Annotated in this window: 19 protein-coding genes and 1 pseudogene; 11 read left to right on the top strand and 9 right to left on the bottom strand. The window is 72.0% G+C overall.

All coding sequences use genetic code 11. The features are described 5' to 3' along the window. Window positions 1–466, top strand: a pseudogene (locus Q8R60_00690) (transposase). Between the two features lie 339 nt (window positions 467–805). Beyond that, window positions 806–1,378 carry a transposase gene (locus tag Q8R60_00685; GenBank protein ID MDP3710983.1) on the top strand — a complete coding sequence of 191 codons (573 nt, stop codon included), beginning with the start codon at window positions 806–808 and terminating at the stop codon, window positions 1,376–1,378. A 198-nt stretch (window positions 1,379–1,576) separates the two neighbouring features. On the opposite strand, the gene Q8R60_00680 is transcribed toward Q8R60_00685, so the two are convergent. From Q8R60_00680 to Q8R60_00650, 7 genes are all read right to left on the bottom strand, one after another. Further along, a complete protein-coding gene (locus Q8R60_00680) occupies window positions 1,577–1,807 on the bottom strand; it encodes a hypothetical protein (GenBank protein MDP3710982.1) in 231 nt (76 codons plus the stop codon). A gap of 160 nt (window positions 1,808–1,967) precedes the next feature. Further along, window positions 1,968–2,339 carry a type II toxin-antitoxin system VapC family toxin gene (locus Q8R60_00675; protein MDP3710981.1) on the bottom strand — a complete coding sequence of 124 codons (372 nt, stop codon included), beginning with the start codon at window positions 2,337–2,339 and terminating at the stop codon, window positions 1,968–1,970. After that, complete coding sequence (locus tag Q8R60_00670) at window positions 2,336–2,533, bottom strand: type II toxin-antitoxin system VapB family antitoxin (GenBank protein ID MDP3710980.1); 198 nt, start codon at window positions 2,531–2,533, stop codon at window positions 2,336–2,338. The genes Q8R60_00675 and Q8R60_00670 overlap by 4 nt, the downstream gene beginning before the upstream one ends. 260 nt (window positions 2,534–2,793) lie before the next feature. Then, window positions 2,794–3,660, bottom strand: a complete 867-nt coding sequence (locus tag Q8R60_00665) for an EamA family transporter (GenBank protein MDP3710979.1) — start codon at window positions 3,658–3,660, stop codon at window positions 2,794–2,796. Beyond that, window positions 3,657–4,784 (bottom strand): YihY/virulence factor BrkB family protein, encoded by a 1,128-nt coding sequence (locus Q8R60_00660; protein ID MDP3710978.1) that lies wholly within the window; start codon window positions 4,782–4,784, stop codon window positions 3,657–3,659. Before Q8R60_00660 ends, Q8R60_00665 begins: the two co-directional genes overlap by 4 nt. Window positions 4,785–4,852: 68 nt before the next feature. Next, window positions 4,853–5,941 (bottom strand): PQQ-dependent sugar dehydrogenase, encoded by a 1,089-nt coding sequence (locus tag Q8R60_00655; protein MDP3710977.1) that lies wholly within the window; start codon window positions 5,939–5,941, stop codon window positions 4,853–4,855. 31 nt (window positions 5,942–5,972) lie between these two features. Beyond that, the gene (locus tag Q8R60_00650; protein MDP3710976.1) at window positions 5,973–7,196 is read right to left on the bottom strand and encodes a helix-turn-helix domain-containing protein; all 1,224 of its coding nucleotides are present in this window, start codon (window positions 7,194–7,196) and stop codon (window positions 5,973–5,975) included. Between the two features lie 599 nt (window positions 7,197–7,795). Here Q8R60_00650 and Q8R60_00645 point away from each other — a divergent pair. From Q8R60_00645 to Q8R60_00635, 3 genes are all read left to right on the top strand, one after another. After that, window positions 7,796–8,644, top strand: coding sequence for a hypothetical protein (locus tag Q8R60_00645; protein ID MDP3710975.1), 849 nt, complete (start codon window positions 7,796–7,798; stop codon window positions 8,642–8,644). Between the two features lie 24 nt (window positions 8,645–8,668). After that, window positions 8,669–9,316, top strand: coding sequence for a galactose oxidase early set domain-containing protein (locus Q8R60_00640; GenBank protein MDP3710974.1), 648 nt, complete (start codon window positions 8,669–8,671; stop codon window positions 9,314–9,316). 66 nt (window positions 9,317–9,382) lie between these two features. After that, window positions 9,383–10,501 carry a hypothetical protein gene (locus Q8R60_00635; protein ID MDP3710973.1) on the top strand — a complete coding sequence of 373 codons (1,119 nt, stop codon included), beginning with the start codon at window positions 9,383–9,385 and terminating at the stop codon, window positions 10,499–10,501. A 1-nt stretch (window position 10,502) separates the two neighbouring features. Here Q8R60_00635 and Q8R60_00630 read toward each other — a convergent pair whose 3' ends face one another. Further along, complete coding sequence (locus Q8R60_00630) at window positions 10,503–11,381, bottom strand: alpha/beta hydrolase (GenBank protein MDP3710972.1); 879 nt, start codon at window positions 11,379–11,381, stop codon at window positions 10,503–10,505. Beyond that, window positions 11,381–11,770, bottom strand: coding sequence for a PH domain-containing protein (locus tag Q8R60_00625; GenBank protein MDP3710971.1), 390 nt, complete (start codon window positions 11,768–11,770; stop codon window positions 11,381–11,383). Before Q8R60_00625 ends, Q8R60_00630 begins: the two co-directional genes overlap by 1 nt. An 88-nt stretch (window positions 11,771–11,858) precedes the next feature. On the opposite strand from Q8R60_00625, the gene ilvD reads away from it, so the two are divergent. The 6 genes from ilvD to Q8R60_00595 all read left to right on the top strand — a co-directional run bounded on the left by ilvD (window position 11,859) and on the right by Q8R60_00595 (window position 19,681). Then, window positions 11,859–13,532, top strand: a complete 1,674-nt coding sequence (ilvD, locus tag Q8R60_00620) for a dihydroxy-acid dehydratase (protein ID MDP3710970.1) — start codon at window positions 11,859–11,861, stop codon at window positions 13,530–13,532. Window positions 13,533–13,733: 201 nt separating this feature from the next. Beyond that, the gene (locus Q8R60_00615) at window positions 13,734–15,479 is read left to right on the top strand and encodes an acetolactate synthase large subunit (protein MDP3710969.1); all 1,746 of its coding nucleotides are present in this window, start codon (window positions 13,734–13,736) and stop codon (window positions 15,477–15,479) included. A 13-nt stretch (window positions 15,480–15,492) separates the two neighbouring features. Beyond that, a complete protein-coding gene (ilvN, locus tag Q8R60_00610; protein ID MDP3710968.1) occupies window positions 15,493–16,053 on the top strand; it encodes an acetolactate synthase small subunit in 561 nt (186 codons plus the stop codon). 40 nt (window positions 16,054–16,093) lie between these two features. After that, window positions 16,094–17,092 (top strand): ketol-acid reductoisomerase, encoded by a 999-nt coding sequence (gene ilvC, locus Q8R60_00605; GenBank protein MDP3710967.1) that lies wholly within the window; start codon window positions 16,094–16,096, stop codon window positions 17,090–17,092. Window positions 17,093–17,237: 145 nt separating this feature from the next. Next, window positions 17,238–18,836: a phosphoglycerate dehydrogenase gene (gene serA, locus Q8R60_00600; GenBank protein ID MDP3710966.1), complete on the top strand. Its 1,599-nt coding sequence runs from the start codon at window positions 17,238–17,240 to the stop codon at window positions 18,834–18,836. Further along, on the top strand, window positions 18,836–19,681 hold the full coding sequence (locus Q8R60_00595) for an alpha/beta hydrolase (protein MDP3710965.1): 846 nt from the start codon (window positions 18,836–18,838) through the stop codon (window positions 19,679–19,681). Before serA ends, Q8R60_00595 begins: the two co-directional genes overlap by 1 nt. The last annotated feature ends 168 nt before the right edge of the window (window positions 19,682–19,849 follow it).

Raw genomic sequence — 19,849 nt, 5'->3', positions numbered from 1 at the left:
CGTCAACTACAACGACCGCAAGGCCGTCGCGGCCGCGCTGAAGGCCATCTACACCGCGGTCAACGCCGACGCCGCGGAGACCGCGCTGCTGGAGTTCGCCGAGTCCGACCTCGGCAAGAAGTACAAGGCGACCGTCGCGACCTGGCAGAACGCCTGGGAACGCTTCATCCCGTTCCTGGCGTTCCCCGCCGAGGTCCGCAAGGTCATCTACACGACCAACGGCATCGAGAGCCTCAACTACCAACTCCGCAAGATCATCAAGAACCGCGGTCACTTCCCCAACGACCAAGCCGTCGTCAAGCTGCTCTGGCTCGCGATCCGCGACATCGAGGACAAGCGAGCGCGCCTACGAGCCAAGGAGAAGGGCCTGCCCAAGGGTGAACGCAAAGCCCCCGGCCGGCTCGTCGACGGCGCCACCGTCCAAGGCTGGAGAACCGCCCTCAACGCCCTCGCCCTGACCTACCCCCGACCGCTTCGCCGACCACATCCGGTAACCCACATTTCCATGATCACCAAGGCGACTTACACAGAATTCTTGACAAGCTCCTTGTTCGGCAAGGACAGCAGCGGCCAAGGCCTGCCCGCCGAGTTGGCCCGACGCGAAACCCGACTGGCGAAGATCACCGAGGCGAAGGCGGCGCTGGAGACCGAGGCTCGGGAGCGCGCAGCGGCGGAGGCTGCCGAGCGGGCTCGCGCTGCGGGCAAGGACGAGGACACGGTCGCCGAGCGCGCCGCGGCCGCGGCTGATCGGGCGGTGCCGAAACCGACGGCGCAACGCAACTTCACCGATCCCGAGTCGCGGATCATGAAGACCGCGGACGGGTCGTTCGCGCAGTGCTTCAACGCCCAGGCGGTGGTCGACGACGCCCCTCAGGTGATCATCGCGACCGACCTGAACAACTGCGCCGCCGACAGCCAGACGCTGATCGCGATGACCGGGCAGGTCAGCACGAACACCGGCAGCGCCCCGAAGCAGCTGCTCGCCGATGCCGGCTACTGCTCCGAGGCCAACCTCACCGCCGCCGCGGAGATCACCGAGAAGACGGGGACTGAGTTCCTGATCGCGACCGGCCGGCTCGGCCACGACGAGACCGTCCCAGCAGCACCCCGCGGCCGGATCCCGAAGGCGCTCACCGCCAAGCAACGGATGGCCCGCAAGCTCCGCACCAAACCCGGCCAGGCTGCCTACGCCCGGCGCAAGGCGATCGTGGAACCCGTCTTCGGCCAGATCGCCACCCTGCAAGGCAAACACGTCCTGCTCCGCGGCCTGGACAACGCCCGCGGTGAGTGGAAGCTGCTCGCCGCCTGCCACAACCTGCGCAAACTCCACGGCCACCTCGGCACCGACGGACTGGGAAAGCTCCGAACGGCCACCTGAGGGCCACGGGCGTGGCTCTCAGGCCCACCAGCAGGCCCCCTGACCCGGTCACGAACTCGATCAGGCACCGCGAGAGCAACTCCGGCCCACGGCCCGAGATCGCCCGACGACGACACGACCAACCTGCCCGCAGCCTGATGGCCCTTACGGACCCACGCTCCTAGGTGTACTGATGGGAACGGCACCCCACCGACGCCGTCACTGGCGCATCTCGACCACGCCTGTGGCGAGCAGAGCACCGCACAATGCGAAGAAGCTGCCGACCAGGACCATGATGAAGCGGTTCCACCGGGTCCAGCCTCTGCCCGTGAACGTGTTGCTTCGGCAGAACGCATTGTTGGACGCGCCCACTCGGTCGGCCAGAACTGCTCTGCTAACCGCAAGTGCGATGCCAAAGACGACCAGTAGCCCGCCGACGACGTACCGCATGCGCGAGAGGTACCCCAACGCCTACCCGGCAACCGCACCCCAAGTGGTCCCGCACCGTCACGCAGGCGGCGGCCGGGGGTCTGGCTTCCGTCATGCGAGTAATGCGTGGTTACACCAGGATCGGCACCTCTTCTCGACTCCTGCGGTCGACCTGGTGGTGTCAGTGCCAGTCGACGGTGGAGGCGCCGAGTGACCCGGCGCTTGCCTTCAGACTCTTGTCTCGCGTCCAGAGGCGAGTGCCTGGCGACAGGAGGACGGAACCGAGTAGGTGAGCGTCTACTGGGCTGAGGCCCTTGCCCCAGAGGACGTGCGCGGACACCAGGGTGAGCAACTCGTCATGATTGAGGGACGGGCTCTGCGTCAGCCGGCCGAGCGATGCGAGCACAGCGTCTCGGTTCTTGAGGCTGCCGAGCGCCAGCTCCTGGATGACCAGTGGGTGGCAGGCGACCTCGTCGCGCGCGAGGGCGTCGACGAGGGTGGACTCGGTAGCGCGTAGGTGGTCGATCCACACGGAGGTGTCGACCAGAATCACGAGGCGCTGTTCCGCCGTCGCGGCGCAGCCGAGGCCTTTGCGTCGCTGCCGCCGAGGGCAGCCAACCGCTTCGCGCTCTCGACGCGGATGAGCGTCTCGAGGCCCGCGCGTAGGAGCGCGGTGCGCTCCGTCATGCCCGTCAGCTCGGCGGCGCGCTCAAGCAAGTCATCGTCGATCGTGACTGTCGTCCTCATGGGTACCTCCCGGTGGTACATCTATGTTAGCACCAAGTGGTGCTCATCTTGATGTGCCCGGCCAGATCTGGTTGGGAGCCAGCGCTGCTTGCGTGTGCCCTTCCCGACCACGCGTAAGGCCGCATAGCCGCTGCGTACTTGGGCGTCCCGGAGCATGACTCGGTTGAGGCTCCGCGTCAGAGCGCGGAGCCTGACCCGAGACAGGGAAAGTCCGCGCGTCCGGTGCGGTCGGCCCCGTCGCCGCAGGTCGAGCGAGCCGGCTACTCGAGCGGCTGCAGGGGTGGGTCGCTCTGCTTGCGGACGACGGTGATACCGAGGCTGGCAGCGCTGACGAGCAGGAGCGCGACGACCTCCCGACCGCCCAGGGCCTGACCGAGCACGAGCAGGCCGGCGATCGCCGCGGCGGCCGGCTCCAGGCTCATGAGGATGCCGAAGACGCGGGTCGGGATGCGGCGAAGCGCCGACAGCTCGAGGCCGTAGGAGATGACCGAGGACAGCAGGGCCACGGCCAGCGCGGCCAGCAGCAGGACGGGCCGGTCGATGACCTCCGCCGCGCCGGAGGCGCCGAAGGGCAGGACCAGCACGGCGGCGACGGCGAGGGCCACGGCGAGGCCGTCGGTGCCGGGCAGCAGCTGCCCGACGCGAGCGCTCGCCACGATGTAGGCCGCCCAGAACAGGCCGGCGACGAACGCCAGCAGCAGTCCGGAGACGGGGGCGTCGGTGCCGCCGCCCGTCCCGAGCAGGACGACGCCACCGGCTGCGGTCAGGGCCCACAACAGGTCGAGCAGCCGACGGGTCTGCACCAGCGCGAGCATCAGCGGGCCGACGAACTCGACCGTCACCGCAACGCCGAGCGGGACCGTCTGCAGAGACAGGTAGAAGACGAGGTTCATGCCTGCCATCGCGGCACCGAGCAGGGCCGCGGCCTGCCACTGCGCGCGGGTCCACCGGGACAGCCGTGGGCGCAGGACGGAGAGCAGCAGCAGGGCGGCCAGTCCCAGGCGCAGCAGGGTGGTCCCTGCGGCACCGAGGTCGTCGAACAGGCCCTTGGCGACGGCGCTGCCGAGCTGGACCGAGACGATCGCGCCGAGGACGAGCAGGGGAGCGGGAATGCGCTCCGTCGTCACGCGGGTCCGGAGTCGACGGCCGCGAGGCGAGCGGCGGCAGGGTCGGCTGGGGACACGAGGGAGGCGGCTACCGGAGTCGCGGGGGCGACGGGGACAGGGGAGTCAGAGGAGGGGGCGTCAGAGGAGGCGGTGGCGACGGCCGCCTCCTCGTCGTACTCCTGCTCGGCCCTGCGCAGCTCGCGACGGGCCAGCAGCACCGCATTGAGCTCGGCGCCGCCGAGCAGGCCGACGCAGAGCAGGTACATCCAGGTCATGACGATGAGGCCGCCACCGAGGGCGGAGAAGACCGGCGAGGCGTCGAGCGCGACCTCGAGGTAGAGGTTGAAGCCGACCGACGCGCCCAACCACAGGATGGCCGTGAGCAACGCACCGGACAGCCCCTGCCGCCACGGGCCGGCGCGGTCGGGGCACAGGTGGAACATCGTGGTGGCCCAAAGGACCAGCGACAGGAACGCCACCGGCCAGCGCAGGTAGGCCCAGACGAAGGCGTACTCCTCCGACAGCCCGACCGAGCCGACCACCTCGTCGGCGGCGAACAGCGGGCCGACGACGACCAGGGTCACGACGACGACCGCGACCAGGATGCTGCCGGTGCCGACGACGAGGCCGAGGGCGCGGCGCCACCACCAGCCGCGGCGGTCGTGGACGTCGTAGCAGACCGTGACGGTGTTGATGATCGACGCGAAGGCCTGCGCGAGCGAGGCGAAGGCGAGCACGAGGGCGAGCGTCAGGGCGTCTCCGCTGGTGCGGAAGAGCTCCTGCGCGGTCTCGATGGCCGGGTTGGCGTTGCTGGTGAGGATCTCGCGCAGGAAGTCGAGCACGCTGTTCTCGACGTCCCTGGCGTTGCCCGCGCCGATGATCGTCGACAGCTGACCGAGGACGGCCGCGACCACGATCAGCGTCGGGAAGACGGTGAGGACGGCCATGAAGGCGTTCTCCGCGCCCAGGCCCAGGACCCGGTCGCGGTCGCTCTTGCGCCACACGTCGGCGACGAGGCGGAAGAAGCCGCGGACGACACCGCGGGGCAGGGGGCGGGCGGCCTCGGCGGCAGTCGCGCTCGCCCGGGCTGCGGCGCTGCGGCGCTCGGCCTCCGGGGTTGCGTGCACGGGAGCGGGGGTCGTCACCTCACCATCGTCGCCGATGACGGCCTCACCGCGAAGGACGGCGCCCCGTGGGACGGGTCACGGTCGGGTCAAGCGGGGGCGAGCCGCAGCACCCGGTCGTCCTCCGCGACCGGCGACCCGCGGCCGTCGCGGTTGGAGGTCAGCACCCACAGCGACCCGTCGGGGGCGGTCGCGGCGGCCCGCAGCCGGCCGAAGTCGCCCTCGAACAGCGCCGTGCGCGAGCCGGGCGAGGCGAGCGGCACCCGCCACAGCCGCTGACCGCGCAGCGCGGCAACCCAGAAGCTGTCGCCGACGACCGCGCCGCCGCTCGGTGACGCCTGGTCGGTGGACCAGGTGGTGACCGGGTCGACGAAGCGGGCGTCGTCGCCCACGCCTTCGATGAGCGGCCAGCCGTAGTTGCCACCGACCTTCAGGACGTTGACCTCGTCGAGCCGGTTCTGCCCGAACTCCGTCGCCCACAGCCGGCCGCTGCTGTCGAAGGCCAGCCCCTGCACGTTGCGGTGGCCGAGGGTGAAGACCTTCGTCCCGTCGACCGGCTCGCCGTCGGGCGTCACCCGAAGCACCTTCCCGCCGAGCGAGTCGCGGTCCTGCGCCAGCGACCGGTCGCCGACGTCGCCGGTGCCGACGTAGAGGTTGCCGTCGGGTCCGAAGGCGATCCGCCCGCCGTTGTGGACCGTCCCCTTGGGGATCCCGGTGACGACCGGCACCGCCGAGCCGCCCTCCAGTGGGAAGCGCACGACGCGGTTGTCGTCCTCGGCCGTGAGGTAGGCGTAGACCATCCCGTCGGTCGCGAACTCCGGGCTGACCGCGAGCCCGAGCAGCCCGCCCTCCCCGGCCGGCCGCGCCTCGCTCATCCGCCGCACCTCGACCGGCGGCCCGCCACCGGCAGGCACCCGGACGATCCGCGTCGTGTCGCGCTCGCTGACCAGCGCGTCGCCGTCGGGCAGGAACGCGATGCCCCAGGGCGCCTCCAGCCCCGTCGCGACGACCTCGGGCGAGGTCGTGCGCACGCCCGCGGCCGGTGACGACGTCGACGGTGCCGGCGCAGCCGAGGTGGTGGTCGGGGCTGCCCGGCCGGTCGGCTCGGGTCCGTCGTCGGCGCAGGCACCGAGGGGCAGGAGCAGGGCGAGTACGACGCAGGCGCGGGTCAGGTGCACGCGTCCGTCGTACCTCCTCCGCGACCTGCTGTCAGGTCGGAGCCGGGCCGAGCTCGAGGGCCATGAGGGCCAGCGACCACTCGACGAGGTGGTCGACCCGCTCGAGGCTGCGCCCGGTGAGGGCCTCGAGCCGGCGCAACCGATTGAGGACGGTGTTGCGGTGGCAGTAGAGCCGGGCCGCGGTCTGGCCTGCGGAGCCGCCGGTGTCCAGCCAGGTGGTGAGGGTGTCGAGCAGCACGGCGCGCTCGTCGGTCTCCAGGGCGAGCACCCCGCCGAGGGCGCGCTCGACGAGCCGGCCGGCGAGGTCGGGGGCGGTGACGAGCAGCGCGGCGGGCAGGCACGACGCGAGGTCGACGACCCCGCTGCGCTGCGCAGGCAGGGCGCGCAGGGCGGTCTCGGCCATCCGGTGGGCGACGTCGACGTCGGCGAGACCCTCGACCTCGGGTGCGACACCGGCCCGGATCGCCGGCACCACCTGCAGAGCGGTGCAGATGTCGGCCAGCGTCGCGCGGCCGAGGCTGACGATCCCGACCTCGCGGTCGGCGCGGGTCCGCCAGGCGCTGCGGTGCCCGCGGACGGCGAGCGCGTCGCGGGCAGCGGCACCGTGGCCGCTGGACTCCGCGGCGCTGTGCACGACGACGACGGTGACGCGGCCGTGCTCGGGCAGGTCGAGCACCGCTGCGGCGTCGGCGGCGACGCTGCGGTCGCTGCCCCGCCCCTCGAGCAGCGCGTCGAGCAGCGCGTCGCGACGGCGGTCGTCGCGGCGCGCGATCTCGGACTCGGTGTGGCGGTAGGCGTCGGCGACCGCGGCGGAGTAGCGGTCGACGAGCTCCCAGACCTCGCTGGCCGCAGTGACGAGCGCGTCGACGCTGGCCGGTCCGCCGGTCTGCGCCTGGGCGACGAGGCCCTCCCAGATCGTGCGGTAGCCCAGGCGGTAGGCGTGCAGCACCGACTCGAGCGGCAGCCCCTGCTCGGCGCGGCGGTGACCGGTCTCGCGGGGAGCGTCGAAGGCGTTGTCGCTGTCGAGGTCGGAGACGCCGCCCAGGGCCTGCAGGAGCCGCTCGAGGTTGGCGTGGCAGGAGCGCGCGAGGTCCTCGCGGGTGACGCCCGCTCGGGCGGAGTAGGACGGGTCCTCGTCGAGGATCGCCTCGACGAGCCGCTCGGTGAGCCGGTCGAGGTCGGCGAGCAGCGTCTGGCCGAGCGCCGCGACGGCGGGAGAGCGGCCAGCGGGAGCGGGACTGCGCTCGGCGGTCATGGGTCTCCCCTGCTCGGTCCGGCGCGAGGATCAGCCGCGCCACGCCCGCCCAGCGTAGGGCGCGACCGCGGTCGTCGACAGCAGCCGCACAGTCGCGGAGACGCGTGCGCACCGCCCTGACACCGGTATCGCCCACTTTGTCCACTCAGGTCTTGTGCGCTCGCACAGGGGTGAGCGGCGTCACAAGGGCGAAACTCTGCGGCAACTCGGTGTTCGCTGTCCCCGAACGAGTGGTCCGCCCGCATGCCCCCCCCGCCCGTCTTCCCGCCGCCCCCTGCTCGCCGCTCCCGTCGTCACCGCGCTCGCCCTCGGCGTCCTGCCGCTCGGCCTCGCCGCGCCGGCCACGGCCGCCGACCTGTCCGAGACCGGCCGCTTCACCGCGCCCTTCGAGGCCCTGACTGCGCTGGGCCCGCAGCGAGGTCGACGCCGTCAGTAACCCGAACGGCATCGACGGCGAGTACCTCCCCGGCGGTCTCTACAACAACGACGAGACCCGCAACGACGGCGACCTCTTCTGCTCCGACCAGCTCCTGCTCGCCGACGGTCGCAGGCTCAACGCGGGCGGCACGGCGTGCTACCAGGAGCCGGGGATCCTCGGCATGCCCACCTACGGCGTCGTCGAGCTCGAGGGCCTCAAGAACAGCCGCCTCTACGACCCGGAGAAGAACTCCTGGGCCGACGGTGGCAACATGACCTACGGCCGCTGGTACCCGTCGCTGGTCACGCTGCCCGACAACAGGGTGCTCGTCGCGAGCGGCGTGACCACACTCATCAAGCCGGTCTACCCGGACCGCCCGCTCGACTCGGGCCTGAACGTCACGCAGACCGAGGTGTACGACCCCAAGACCAACGCCTGGACCGTGGACGGCGGCAAGAAGTCGCTGCCGCTCTACCCGCGCATCCACCTGCTGCCGACCGGCCACGTCTACTACGACGCCGCGGGTCAGACCTTCAACCCGAGCGGTCAGGCGTACGACGAGGCGACCTGGAACATGGCGTCGTCGTACGACCCGAAGACCAAGACCTGGACCGACCTCGGCCTGCCGGTCTTCGGCTACCCCGAGCTCCCCGCACCGCTCGGCTTCCGCGGGTCCGCGTTCAGCCAGATGCTGACGCTCACCGCGTCCTACGACACCGCCCGCTTCCTGTCGGCCGGTGGCGTCTACGGCGTCTCGCCCGGCACCTACGTCGGCACCGACACCTCCACGCTCAACACCGTGAAGATCGGTCCCGGCGGGTGGAGGATCTTCACCTCCGAGGCGACCGAGCCGCTGAACGACCCCCGGTGGTACTCCACCGGCGTCACGCTGCCGACCGGTGAGGTCATCGCCTTCAACGGCGCCGCCCGTGACGAGGTCGTCGCCCCGGGCTCCGGCACGCCGGTGAACACGCCGGAGATCTTCGACCCGGAGAAGGGCACGTGGACCGAGCTCGCCGGTCAGTCCTAGGGCCGGATCTACCACAACACCGCGGTGCTGCCGGACGGCAGGGTCCTCGTGGGCGGCCACTCGCCGATCGCGACGGGCAGCTCGTTCGAGACGCCCGTGCTCCAGGACACCCTCGGGTTCTGCCAGCCGCAGCGCGAGCCGAGCTTCGAGATCTTCGAGCCGCCGAACCTCTTCTACGGCCAGCGCCCGGTCATCGCCGGCGTCTCCCGGGCGGCCACCCGCGGCAAGACGCTGACGATCGAGACGCCCGACGCCCAGGACGTCTCCTCGGTGACGATCGTGCGCAACACCGCGATCACCCACCTCGTCGACGCCGACCAGCGCGTCGTCGAGCTGCCGGTCGTCAAGCGCAGCGGCGGCACGGTGACCGTCGCGGTCACCGACAACGCCGCCGTCCTGCCCGACGGCCCCTACAACGTCTTCGTCAACAAGACCTACGCCAAGGGCGAGACCCCGTCGGTCGGGCGCCAGGTCTTCGTGGGCCATATGACGGCAGCGGCCCGTTCCGCCTCCACGCCGGTCGACGCACCCGCCGGCCTGCCGGTCGTCGACGCCACGACGCAGGTCGCCGCCCTGCCGGAGCCGCTCCCGAGCCTGCCTGTCGTCGTCGCGACCGCGCTGCTCGGCGGCACGTTCCTGCTGCGACGTCGGGTGCTCGCGCACCGCGCCTGACCCCGCCGCTAGCCGTGGCATAGCGTGCGGCCGACCCTTCAGGTCCCCCGGAGAGGAGTCGCGCCCGTGCGCACCCGTGCGCTGCTGACCGCTGCCGCACTGCTCGCGGGCGCGACCTCTGTCGGGCTCCCCGGCACGGCAGCAGCGCACTCAGCCGATCCACGTATCGTGACCGTGATCGACTCCGTCGTACCCCCTCTGCCTGCCGACGTCGTCGTGCAGGCGCAGGCGGGCGCCGCCACCCAGCTGGTCGTCGCGAACCCCACGGCGACCCAGCTGGTGGCGGTCGCCCGCGGCGGCGAGGACTTCCTGTGGATCAGCAGCGCGGGCGTCGAGGCCAACCTCGAGAGCCCGGAGTTCTACGAGACGTCCAACCCGGTCGGCAGCTCTGCGGCGACCCCGGCCACGGTGCGTGAGGGCGGTGGCAAGGGCACGCCGCGCTTCGTGCGGATCGGGTCGACGAGCTCGTGGGGGTGGTACGACCACCGCCTGCACCCAGCCGACCTCGCCGCACCTGCCGACGCGACGCGGCCGGCCCGGCTGGGTGACTTCACCGTGCCGATGCGCTACGGCGGGACCGCGGTCGAGGTCCGCGGGCACGTGGAGTTCCGCCCGCTGCAGGGGACCTTCGACGTCACCGCCGACCTCGCGCCGGACGCGCTCGCGGGGGTGACCGTGCAGGTCCTGCAGAGCAGCAAGCTCCCGGGGCTGTTCCTCACCAACGGCGACACCCGTGAGTTCACCGTGCTCGGCCGCGACGGCGAGCCCTTCGCGCGCTTCGGCCCGCGCGGGCTCGAGGTCAACGCCGTGAGCCGCACCCGCGTCGAGGACCAGCAGGCCCGCGGGGCCGATGCCGGACCGCCTGCAGCCGAGCCGCGCTTCGAGCTGCTCGGCGGGACCCGGCTGTCGTGGCTCGACACCCGTCTGCGCTGGAAGGACGCGGCCCCGCCCGACGCGGCGCTGCGCCGCGACGAGCCGACGGTGCTCGGTCGGTGGGAGGTGCCGGTCGACGTCGACGGGACCCGGGTGGCGCTCACCGGCGAGATCCGGTGGGTGCCGACCGGTGCGTCGCTGGTGAGTCGTGACGACGGCCGCTCGCCGCTGTTGCTCGCCGGCGGGGGCGTGCTTGTCGCGCTCGTGCTGGGCGGCACCGTCCTGCTGGTGCGCCGCGTCCGTACCCTCTGACTCAGGCGGCCTGCAGGTCGCGGCGCCGGGCCAGGTCGGCGAGCACCATCGACAGCAGCTCGGGGTACTCCAGGGGCAGGAAGTGGCTGCCGGGCAGGACCGAGATCTGCGCGTGCGGGATGCGCGAGGCGGCCGTCGCCATGTCGTGCATCGAGGTGAGGACGTCGTGGCGTCCGGCGACCAGCGTGGTCGGGCACTGCACGAAGGTGAGGTCCATCGGGTCGTGCTCGCTCGCCGCGATGGCGAGGTCCATGTACCACCGCCAGTCGTGCTGCAGGAACTCCTGCAGCATCGGCACGAGCAGCTCCGGTCTGGCCGCGGGCCGCAGGAAGCCGCTGTGTGCGATGAGCCAGGCGGTGCGCGGGTTGACGGGGATCAGGGGAGTGAGCCGGGTGAGGACCGGTCCGGCGGCCCGCAGCGCCTTCGCGGTCTGCACCGACAGCGGCTTGCGCAGGACCCGCGGCACCCGCCAGGGCGCGCCCATCGTCGCGAAGGTGCCGCCCGGCACACCGGCGACGGCCATCAGGCCGGCGACGCGGTCGGGGTGGCGCTGCGCCAGCTCGAAGCCGATGTTGACGCCGATCGACCAGCACGCCACGAGCGCCCGGTCGATGCCCTGCGCGTCGAGCACCGCGACCGCGTCGGCCACGTGGTCCTCGACCCGGATCCGGTTGCGGTCGGCGGGCCGCTGCGACCCGAAGGTGCCCCGGTAGTACCAGGTGCTCACGGCGTAGCCGCTGTCGCTGCCGATGAGCGCCGGCCAGGACTCGGGCACCGTGCCGAGGCCGTTGCTGATCAGGACCGGCGTACCTGTCCCGTCGTTGCTCCACCCGCGTACGACGGTGCCGTCGCTGCTCGTGACGTCGAAGGTGCTCGCCACTACCGGGCCCGTCGCGCCTGGTCGTGGACGGCGAGCACCTGCGGCAGCTGCCGCCGGTCGATCGCCGTCATTCGCCAGCGCTCGCCGTTGGTCCGGACCAGCACCGGGGCGCCGCGCCTGGGCAGGTCGAAGCCCGCGACGTCGTCCCAGGTCGTACGCCGGGGAAGCAGCCCGTTGCAGACCTCCACGCCGACGGGGGCGGCGACCACGCGGGCCCGCACCAGCCAGACCGCCCAGGCCAGCGGGACGACCAGGGCGAAGGTCAGCACCGGAGCGGAGGCGATGAGGGGGAGGCCGCACAGCAGCAGGACGCCGACCGCGAACCACGCGCCGCGGTCGGGGCGCAGCCGCAGGTGGACCGGTGCTGGGGACGGGTCGGGTGAGCTCACGCCGGACATGGTCGCGCACGGTCGTCGCGCACGTAGAGTCGAGGCCCCGCTCGATGCCGGTCCAAACCTCCCCCGGAGCGCCCCACTCATGAGCACCCGCAAGCCGCGCAGCACCGACGTCACCGAGGGCGACCACCGTGCGCCGGCCCGAGCCATGCTGCGCGCGGTCGGGATGACCGACGAGGACATGGACAAGCCGCAGATCGGTGTGGCCTCGTCGTGGAACGAGATCACGCCCTGCAACCTCTCGCTCGACCGGTTGGCCAAGGCGTCCAAGGTCGGGGTGCGGCAGGCCGGTGGCTTCCCGATGGAGTTCGGGACGATCTCGGTCAGCGACGGCATCTCGATGGGCCACGAGGGCATGCGTGCGTCGCTGGTGTCGCGCGAGGTCATCGCCGACTCCGTCGAGACGGTGGTCTTCGCGGAGCGCCTCGACGGCACCGTCACGCTGGCCGGCTGCGACAAGTCGCTGCCGGGGATGCTCATGGCCGCGGCGCGCCTCGACCTCGCGAGCGTGTTCGTCTACGCGGGCTCCACGCTGCCGGGCAAGCTCGGCGACCGCGACCTCACGATCATCGACGTCTTCGAGGGCGTCGGTGCGTGCGCGCGCGGTCTCATCACCCGCGAGGAGCTCACCGCGATCGAGAAGGCCACCTGCCCGGGTGAGGGCGCCTGCGGCGGGATGTACACCGCCAACACGATGGCCGCCGCCGCCGAGGCGCTCGGCATGGCGCTGCCTGGCTCGGCCGCGCCGCCGGCGGTCGACCGTCGCCGTGACGACATCGCGATCCGCTCCGGCGAGGCCGTGGTGCGCCTCGTCGAGCAGGGCCTCACCGCGCGCAAGATCATGACCCGCAAGGCGTTCGAGAACGCCATCACCGTCGTCATGGCGCTCGGCGGCTCGACCAACGCGGTGCTGCACCTCTTGGCGATCGCCCATGAGGCACGCGTCGACCTCACCCTCGACGACTTCAACCGGATCGGCGACCGGGTCCCGCACCTCGCCGACGTCAAGCCCTTCGGCCGCTACGTCATGACCGACGTCGACCGCATCGGTGGCGTGCCCGTGGTGATGAAGGCACTGCTCGAGGCCGACCTGCTGCACGGCGACGCCCTGACCTGCACCGGTCGCACCATGGCCGAGAACCTCGCCGACATGGACGTGGCCGCGCCCGACGGCGACGTCATCCACGCCCTCACCGCGCCGATCCACGCCACCGGCGGCATCACGGTGCTGCGCGGGTCGCTCGCGCCCGACGGCGCGGTCGTCAAGAGCGCGGGCTTCGACAGCGAGGTCTTCGAGGGGCCCGCACGTGTCTTCGACGGCGAGCAGGGCGCGATGGACGCGGTCGTCGACGGCACCCTCGAGAAGGGCTGCGTCGTCGTCATCCGCTACGAGGGCCCCAAGGGCGGCCCGGGCATGCGCGAGATGCTCATGGTCACCGGGGCCATCAAGGGCGCCGGCCTCGGCAAGGACGTGCTGCTGCTCACCGACGGCCGCTTCTCCGGTGGCACCACCGGGCTGTGCGTGGGTCACGTGGCCCCCGAGGCGACCGACGGCGGTGCGATCGCGCTCGTCCAGGACGGCGACCCGATCCGGCTCGACCTCACCGCGCGCACCCTCGACCTGCTCGTCGACGCGGCCGAGCTCGAGCGGCGCCGGGCGGGGTGGAAGCCCCTGGAGCCGCGCTACACGACCGGCGTGCTCGGCAAGTACGCCAAGCTCGTCGGGTCGGCCGCGCAGGGTGCCGTCACGTCGTAGGCGCCATCCCACATCGTGGGATGGCCGTCCCACATCATTTGACACGGGTACGACGGAGGGGCACGCTGTGCAGGTGCGCCGACTCCTCGTAGTTCCCTAGCGCGTCCGCCGACCCCGGCAGACGCGCTCACCTCTCGTGCCACCCGGCGCGGGGGGTTTTTTGTTGCCCCACCGCTCGACCTCACCTCAAGGACGGAACTCGTGTCAGACAGCCTCACCGGAGCCCAGTCGCTGGTGCGCTCGCTGGAGAGCGTCGGCGCCGAGGTCGTCTTCGGCATCCCCGGCGGCGCGATCCTGCCGGCCTACGACCCGCTGTTCGACTCCAAGACGCTGCGCCACATCCTGGTGCGTCACGAGCAGGGCGCCGGCCACGCCGCCGAGGGCTACGCCCAGGCGACCGGCCGGGTGGGGGTCTGCATGGCGACGAGCGGTCCGGGTGCGACCAACCTCGTGACGCCGATCGCGGACGCCTACATGGACTCGGTGCCGATCGTGGCGATCACCGGTCAGGTGCCCAGCGGCGCCATCGGGACCGACGCCTTCCAGGAGGCCGACATCTGCGGCATCACGATGCCGATCACCAAGCACAACTTCCTGGTGCAGTCGGTCGAGGACATCCCGCGCACCATCGCCGAGGCCTTCCACCTCGCCGCCACCGGCCGGCCCGGGCCGGTGCTCGTCGACATCCCCAAGGACGTCCTGCAGCGCACCGGCGACTTCGCCTGGCCGCCGACGCTCGACCTGCCCGGCTACCACCCGACGACGCGCCCGCACGCCAAGCAGGTCCGCGAGGCGGCCCGGCTGATCGCCGAGGCCAAGCGCCCGGTGCTCTACGTCGGAGGCGGCGTCCTCAAGGCGCGCGCAGCCGCCGAGCTGCGGGTGCTCGCCGAGCTCACCGGCATCCCGGTGGTCACGACGCTGATGGCCCGCGGCGCCTTCCCCGACAGCCACCCGCAGCACCTCGGCATGCCGGGCATGCACGGCACCGTCGCGGCAGTGACCGCGCTGCAGAAGAGCGACCTGCTCATCTGCCTCGGTGCCCGCTTCGACGACCGCGTCACCGGCAAGCTCGACAGCTTCGCCCCCGACGCCGCGGTCATCCACGCCGACATCGACCCGGCCGAGATCGGCAAGAACCGCGGTGCCGACGTCCCGATCGTCGGTGACTGCCGCGAGACGATCGCCGACCTCGTCGTCGCCGTCCAGGAGGCCTACGCCGCCGGCACCCGCGCCGACCTCACCGGCTGGTGGACGCAGCTCGACGGCTGGCGCACGACCTACCCGCTCGGCTACGAGGAGCCCACCGACGGCTCGCTCGCCCCGCAGCACGTCATCACCCGGCTGGGCCAGATCGCCGGGCCCGAGGCCATCTACGTCGCGGGTGTGGGCCAGCACCAGATGTGGGCGTCGCAGTTCATCTCCTACGAGAACCCCTACACCTGGCTCAACTCCGGCGGCCTCGGCACCATGGGCTACTCCGTGCCCGCGGCCATGGGCGCGAAGGTCGGCAGGCCCGACGCCACGGTGTGGGCGATCGACGGCGACGGCTGCTTCCAGATGACCAACCAGGAGCTCGTCACCTGCGCCATCGAGGGCATCCCGATCAAGGTGGCCATCATCAACAACGGCAACCTCGGCATGGTGCGGCAGTGGCAGACGCTGTTCTACGACGGCCGCTACTCCAACACCAACCTGCAGTCCAAGCGGATCCCGGACTTCGTCAAGCTCGCCGACGCGATGGGCTGCATCGGCCTGCGCTGCGAGACCAAGGACGACGTCGACGCCACCATCGAGAAGGCGATGGCCGTCACCGACGCGCCCGTCGTCGTCGACTTCGTCGTCGGCCAGGACGCCATGGTCTGGCCGATGGTGCCCGCGGGCACGAGCAACGACGAGATCCTGGCCGCCCGAGACACGCGTCCCGTCTGGGACGCGGACGACGTCTGACGAGGACCTGACCATGCCGACTCCCACCGCCGCCCGCCCCGCCGTCACCCGGCACACCCTGTCCGTCCTCGTCGAGGACAAGCCCGGTGTCCTCGCCCGCGTCGCCTCGTTGTTCAGCCGTCGCGGCTTCAACATCGAGTCGCTCGCGGTCGGCCCGACCGAGGTCGACCACGTCAGTCGCATGACGATCGTCGTCGCGGTCGAGGGCCTGCCGCTCGAGCAGGTGACCAAGCAGCTCAACAAGCTCGTCAACGTGCTGAAGATCGTCGAGCTCGAGGCCGCTACCAGCGTCCAGCGCGAGCTGCTGCTCGTGAAGGTCAAGGCCGACCTGACGACCCGCTCCCACGTCCTCGAGACCGTCCAGCTCTTCCGCGCCAAGGTCGTCGACGTCGCGCAGGACGCCGTCACGATCGAGGCCACCGGCACCGCCGACAAGCTCGACGCGCTGATCCGGGTGCTCGAGCCCTTCGGCATCCGCGAGCTCGTCCAGTCCGGCCTGGTCGCCGTCGGACGCGGCGCCCGCTCCATGACCGGCTCGGAGTCCCGCCTGCGCCCGGTCCACCAGTCCGCCTGACCCGCAGCACCCCATCCCTTCAGAGAGGCACACGACTCCCATGGCAGAGGTCTTCTACGACGGCGACGCCGACCTGTCGATCATCCAGGGCAAGAAGGTGGCCGTCCTCGGCTACGGCAGCCAGGGCCACGCCCACGCCTTGTCGCTGCGCGACTCCGGAGTCGACGTCCGCGTCGGGCTGCCGGAGGGCTCCAAGAGCCGGGCCAAGGCCGAGGCCGACGGGCTGCGCGTCGTCACCCCCGCGGAGGCGTCCGCCGAGGCCGACGTGATCATGATCCTGGCTCCCGACACCGTGCAGCGCAGGCTCTACGAGGCCGACGTGGCCCCGCACCTCACCGACGGCAAGGCGCTGTTCTTCGGCCACGGCCTCAACATCCGCTTCGGCCTCATCACCCCGCCGCCCGGCGTCGACGTCGCGATGGTCGCGCCGAAGGGCCCGGGTCACCTCGTGCGGCGCCAGTTCGTCGACGGCAAGGGCGTGCCCTGCCTGATCGCGGTCGAGCAGGACGCGACCGGCAACGCCCAGGCCCTCGCGCTGTCGTGGGCCAAGGGCATCGGCGGCACCCGCGCCGGGGTCATCAAGACCACCTTCACCGAGGAGACCGAGACCGATCTCTTCGGCGAGCAGGCCGTGCTCTGCGGAGGCGCCTCGGCGCTCGTGCAGGCCGGCTTCGAGACGCTCGTCGAGGCGGGCTACCAGCCCGAGGTCGCCTACTTCGAGTGCCTCCACGAGCTCAAGCTCATCGTCGACCTGATGTATGAGGGTGGCCTCGCCAAAATGCGCTGGTCGGTCTCCGACACCGCGGAGTTCGGCGACTACGTCACCGGCCCGCGCATCATCACCGCCGAGACCAAGGCCGAGATGAAGCGCGTCCTCGCCGACATCAAGGACGGCACCTTCACCAAGCGGCTCATCGACGACGACGACAACGGCACGCCGGAGATGACGCAGTTCCGCAAGGAGCAGGCCGAGCACCCGATCGAGGTCGTCGGTGCGAAGCTGCGCCCGATGATGGCCTGGATCGACGACAAGGCCTGACCGAGGACGTGACGCTGCGGCGCCGGTCTACCGGGGGAGTACCCGCCGGTAGGCTGGCGCCGCTGTCGTCGCCTGCTCCGGCCCGCGCGCCGGCCGGACCCGCTCGCCGGAGCGCCTCGCACACCACCGCTCGGAGGAGCCTGCCGTGACCGCCCCCGCCCGCCCCGTCGTCCTCATCGCGGAGGAGCTCGCGCCGTCGGTCCTCGCCGTCCTCGGTGACGGCTTCGAGATCCGCCACGTCGACGGCGCGGACCGCGCCGCGCTCCTGCCGGCGCTCGCCGACGCCGACGCGGTGCTGATCCGCAGCGCCACGCAGGTCGACGCGGAGGCACTGGCCGCCGCCCCGCGCCTGAAGGTCATCGCCCGGGCGGGCATCGGCCTCGACAACGTCGACGTCAAGGCTGCCACCGCCCGCGGCGTCATGGTCGTCAACGCCCCGCAGTCCAACATCGTCACCACGGCGGAGCACGCCGTCGCGCTGCTGCTGGCCTGCGCGCGCAACATCGTGCCGGCCTGCTCGGCCCTCAAGGGCGGCAAGTGGCAGCGCTCCCAGTGGACCGGTGTCGAGATCGCCGACAAGACCGTCGGCGTGATCGGCCTCGGCCGCGTCGGGGTGCTGTTCGCCCAGCGGATGAGCGCCTTCGGCGTGAAGCTGCTCGCCTACGACCCCTACGTCCAGCCGGCCCGTGCCGCGCAGATCGGGGTCCAGCTGGTCAGCCTCGACGAGCTGCTCGCGCAGTCGGACTTCGTCTCCCTGCACACCGTCAAGACGCCCGAGACGGTCGGTCTTATCGGCGAGCGCGAGCTCGCGCTCTGCAAGCCCGGTGTGCGCATCGTCAACGCCGCGCGGGGTGGGCTCATCGACGAGCACGCCCTCGCGCAGGCCCTCAAGAGCGGCCACGTCGCCGGCGCCGGCCTCGACGTCTTCGCGACCGAGCCGATGACCGACTCGCCGCTGTTCGAGTTCGACAACGTCGTCGTCACGCCGCACCTCGGTGCGTCCACCCATGAGGCGCAGGACAAGGCCGGCATCGCGGTCGCCCGCTCCGTCAAGCTCGCCCTCGAGGGCGACTTCGTCCCCGACGCGGTCAACGTGCAGGCCGGCGGCATCGTCGTCGAGGAGGTCCGCCCGGCACTGCCGCTCGTCGAGAAGCTCGGACGGGTCTTCACCGCCCTGGCGGGCGGAGTGGCCAGCACGGTCGAGGTGCAGGTCAAGGGAGAGATCACGGCGTACGACGTGTCGGTCCTCCAGCTCGCCGCTCTCAAGGGGGTCTTCGCCGACGTCGTCGAGGAGCAGGTCACCTTCGTCAACGCGCCGGCGCTCGCGGCCGAGCGGGGCGTCGAGGTGTCGCTGACCACCGACGGTGAGAGCCCGGACTACCGCAACCTCGTCACCGTCCGCGGCGTCCTGCCGTCGGGCGCGCGGGTCTCGGTGTCGGGCACCCTAACCGGGCCGCGGCAGGTCGAGAAGCTCACGGAGGTCGACGGCTTCGACGTCGAGATCGAGACCGCGGAGCACCTGGTCTTCCTCACCTACGCCGACCGCCCGGGCGTTGTCGGGGCTGTCGGTGCGGCGCTCGGCGAGGCCGGTGTCAACATCGCCGGCGCGCAGGTGTCGCGCACCTCGCAGGGCGGTGAGGCGCTGATGGCGCTGACCGTCGACAGCGTCGTGCCCGCGGACGTCCTCGCGGCCATCACCGCCACCATCGGGGCCTCCGCGGCGCGCACGGTCGACCTCGTCTGATGCGCTCCTTCGCGTCCTACGACGGGACGCGGCTGATCGTCACCGAGGTCGGCGGCGGGCCGCCGCTCGTCTGCCTGCCCGGTGGTCCCGGTCGCGCGGCGGCCTACCTCGAGGACCTCGGTGGTTTGTCGGCCTCACGCACCCTGGTCCTGCTCGACCCGCGGGCCGTCGGTCGCAGCGAGGTCCCGGCCGACCCGGCGACGCTGCACGCCACCCGGCTCGTCGACGACGTCGAGGCCCTCCGGCGTGACCTCGGTGTCGAGCGGCTCGACCTGCTCGGTCACTCCGCCGGCACGATCGTCGCCCAGCTGTGGGCCGCGGCCCACCCGGACAGGGTCGGCTCGCTGGTGCTCGTGACGCCCGCCGCGGCGCTGCAGGGGTTCGGCCGTGACGACGTCCCGACGATCCGCGCGGCCCGCTCCACCGAGCCCTGGTACGCCGATGCCGCCGACGCCCAGGAGGCCCTCGACGCGGGCGCGCCGCCGGCCCAGCAGCAGGCCCTCGTCCGGGCCACCCGGCCGTTCTTCTACGGCCGCTGGGACGAGCGCACCCAGGCGCACGCGGCGACGGCCGACACCCAGAGCAGCAAGCGCGCCGAGCTCGGCTTCGCCGCCGGGCCGTCACCCGACCTTGATGCGCTGCGCGGTGCCCTGGCCGGTGTGACCGAGCCGGTGCTGGTCGTCGGCGGGGAGCGCGACGCCCTCACCGGGGTCGACGCGGTCCACCACGTCGCTGCGGCGTTCCCGGCCGGTCGCGCGGTCGTGCTGCCGGGTGCCGGTCACTTCCCGTGGGTCGACGAGCCCGAGGCCTTCCGGACGGTCGTCTCCGACTTCCTCGCGGAGTAGTCCGACTCGTACGCCGCTGCCCGCCCTTACGCCGCTGTCTCGTCCTCGTCGTGCTGGGGCTCGTGGCTGGTGACGGGTGGGAGGTCGAGGTGGGGGTCGTCGAGGTGTTCCCAGGTGTGGTCGCGCCAGGGGTCGTCGAGCAGCTGTTGGCGGTGGTCGGGGTCGGGG

Source organism: Mycobacteriales bacterium (genome assembly GCA_030697205.1).
Lineage (GTDB): Bacteria > Actinomycetota > Actinomycetes > Mycobacteriales > SCTD01 > JAUYQP01.
Note: the sequence above shows the minus strand (reverse complement) of the source record. Positions and strands in the feature narration are given on the sequence as shown.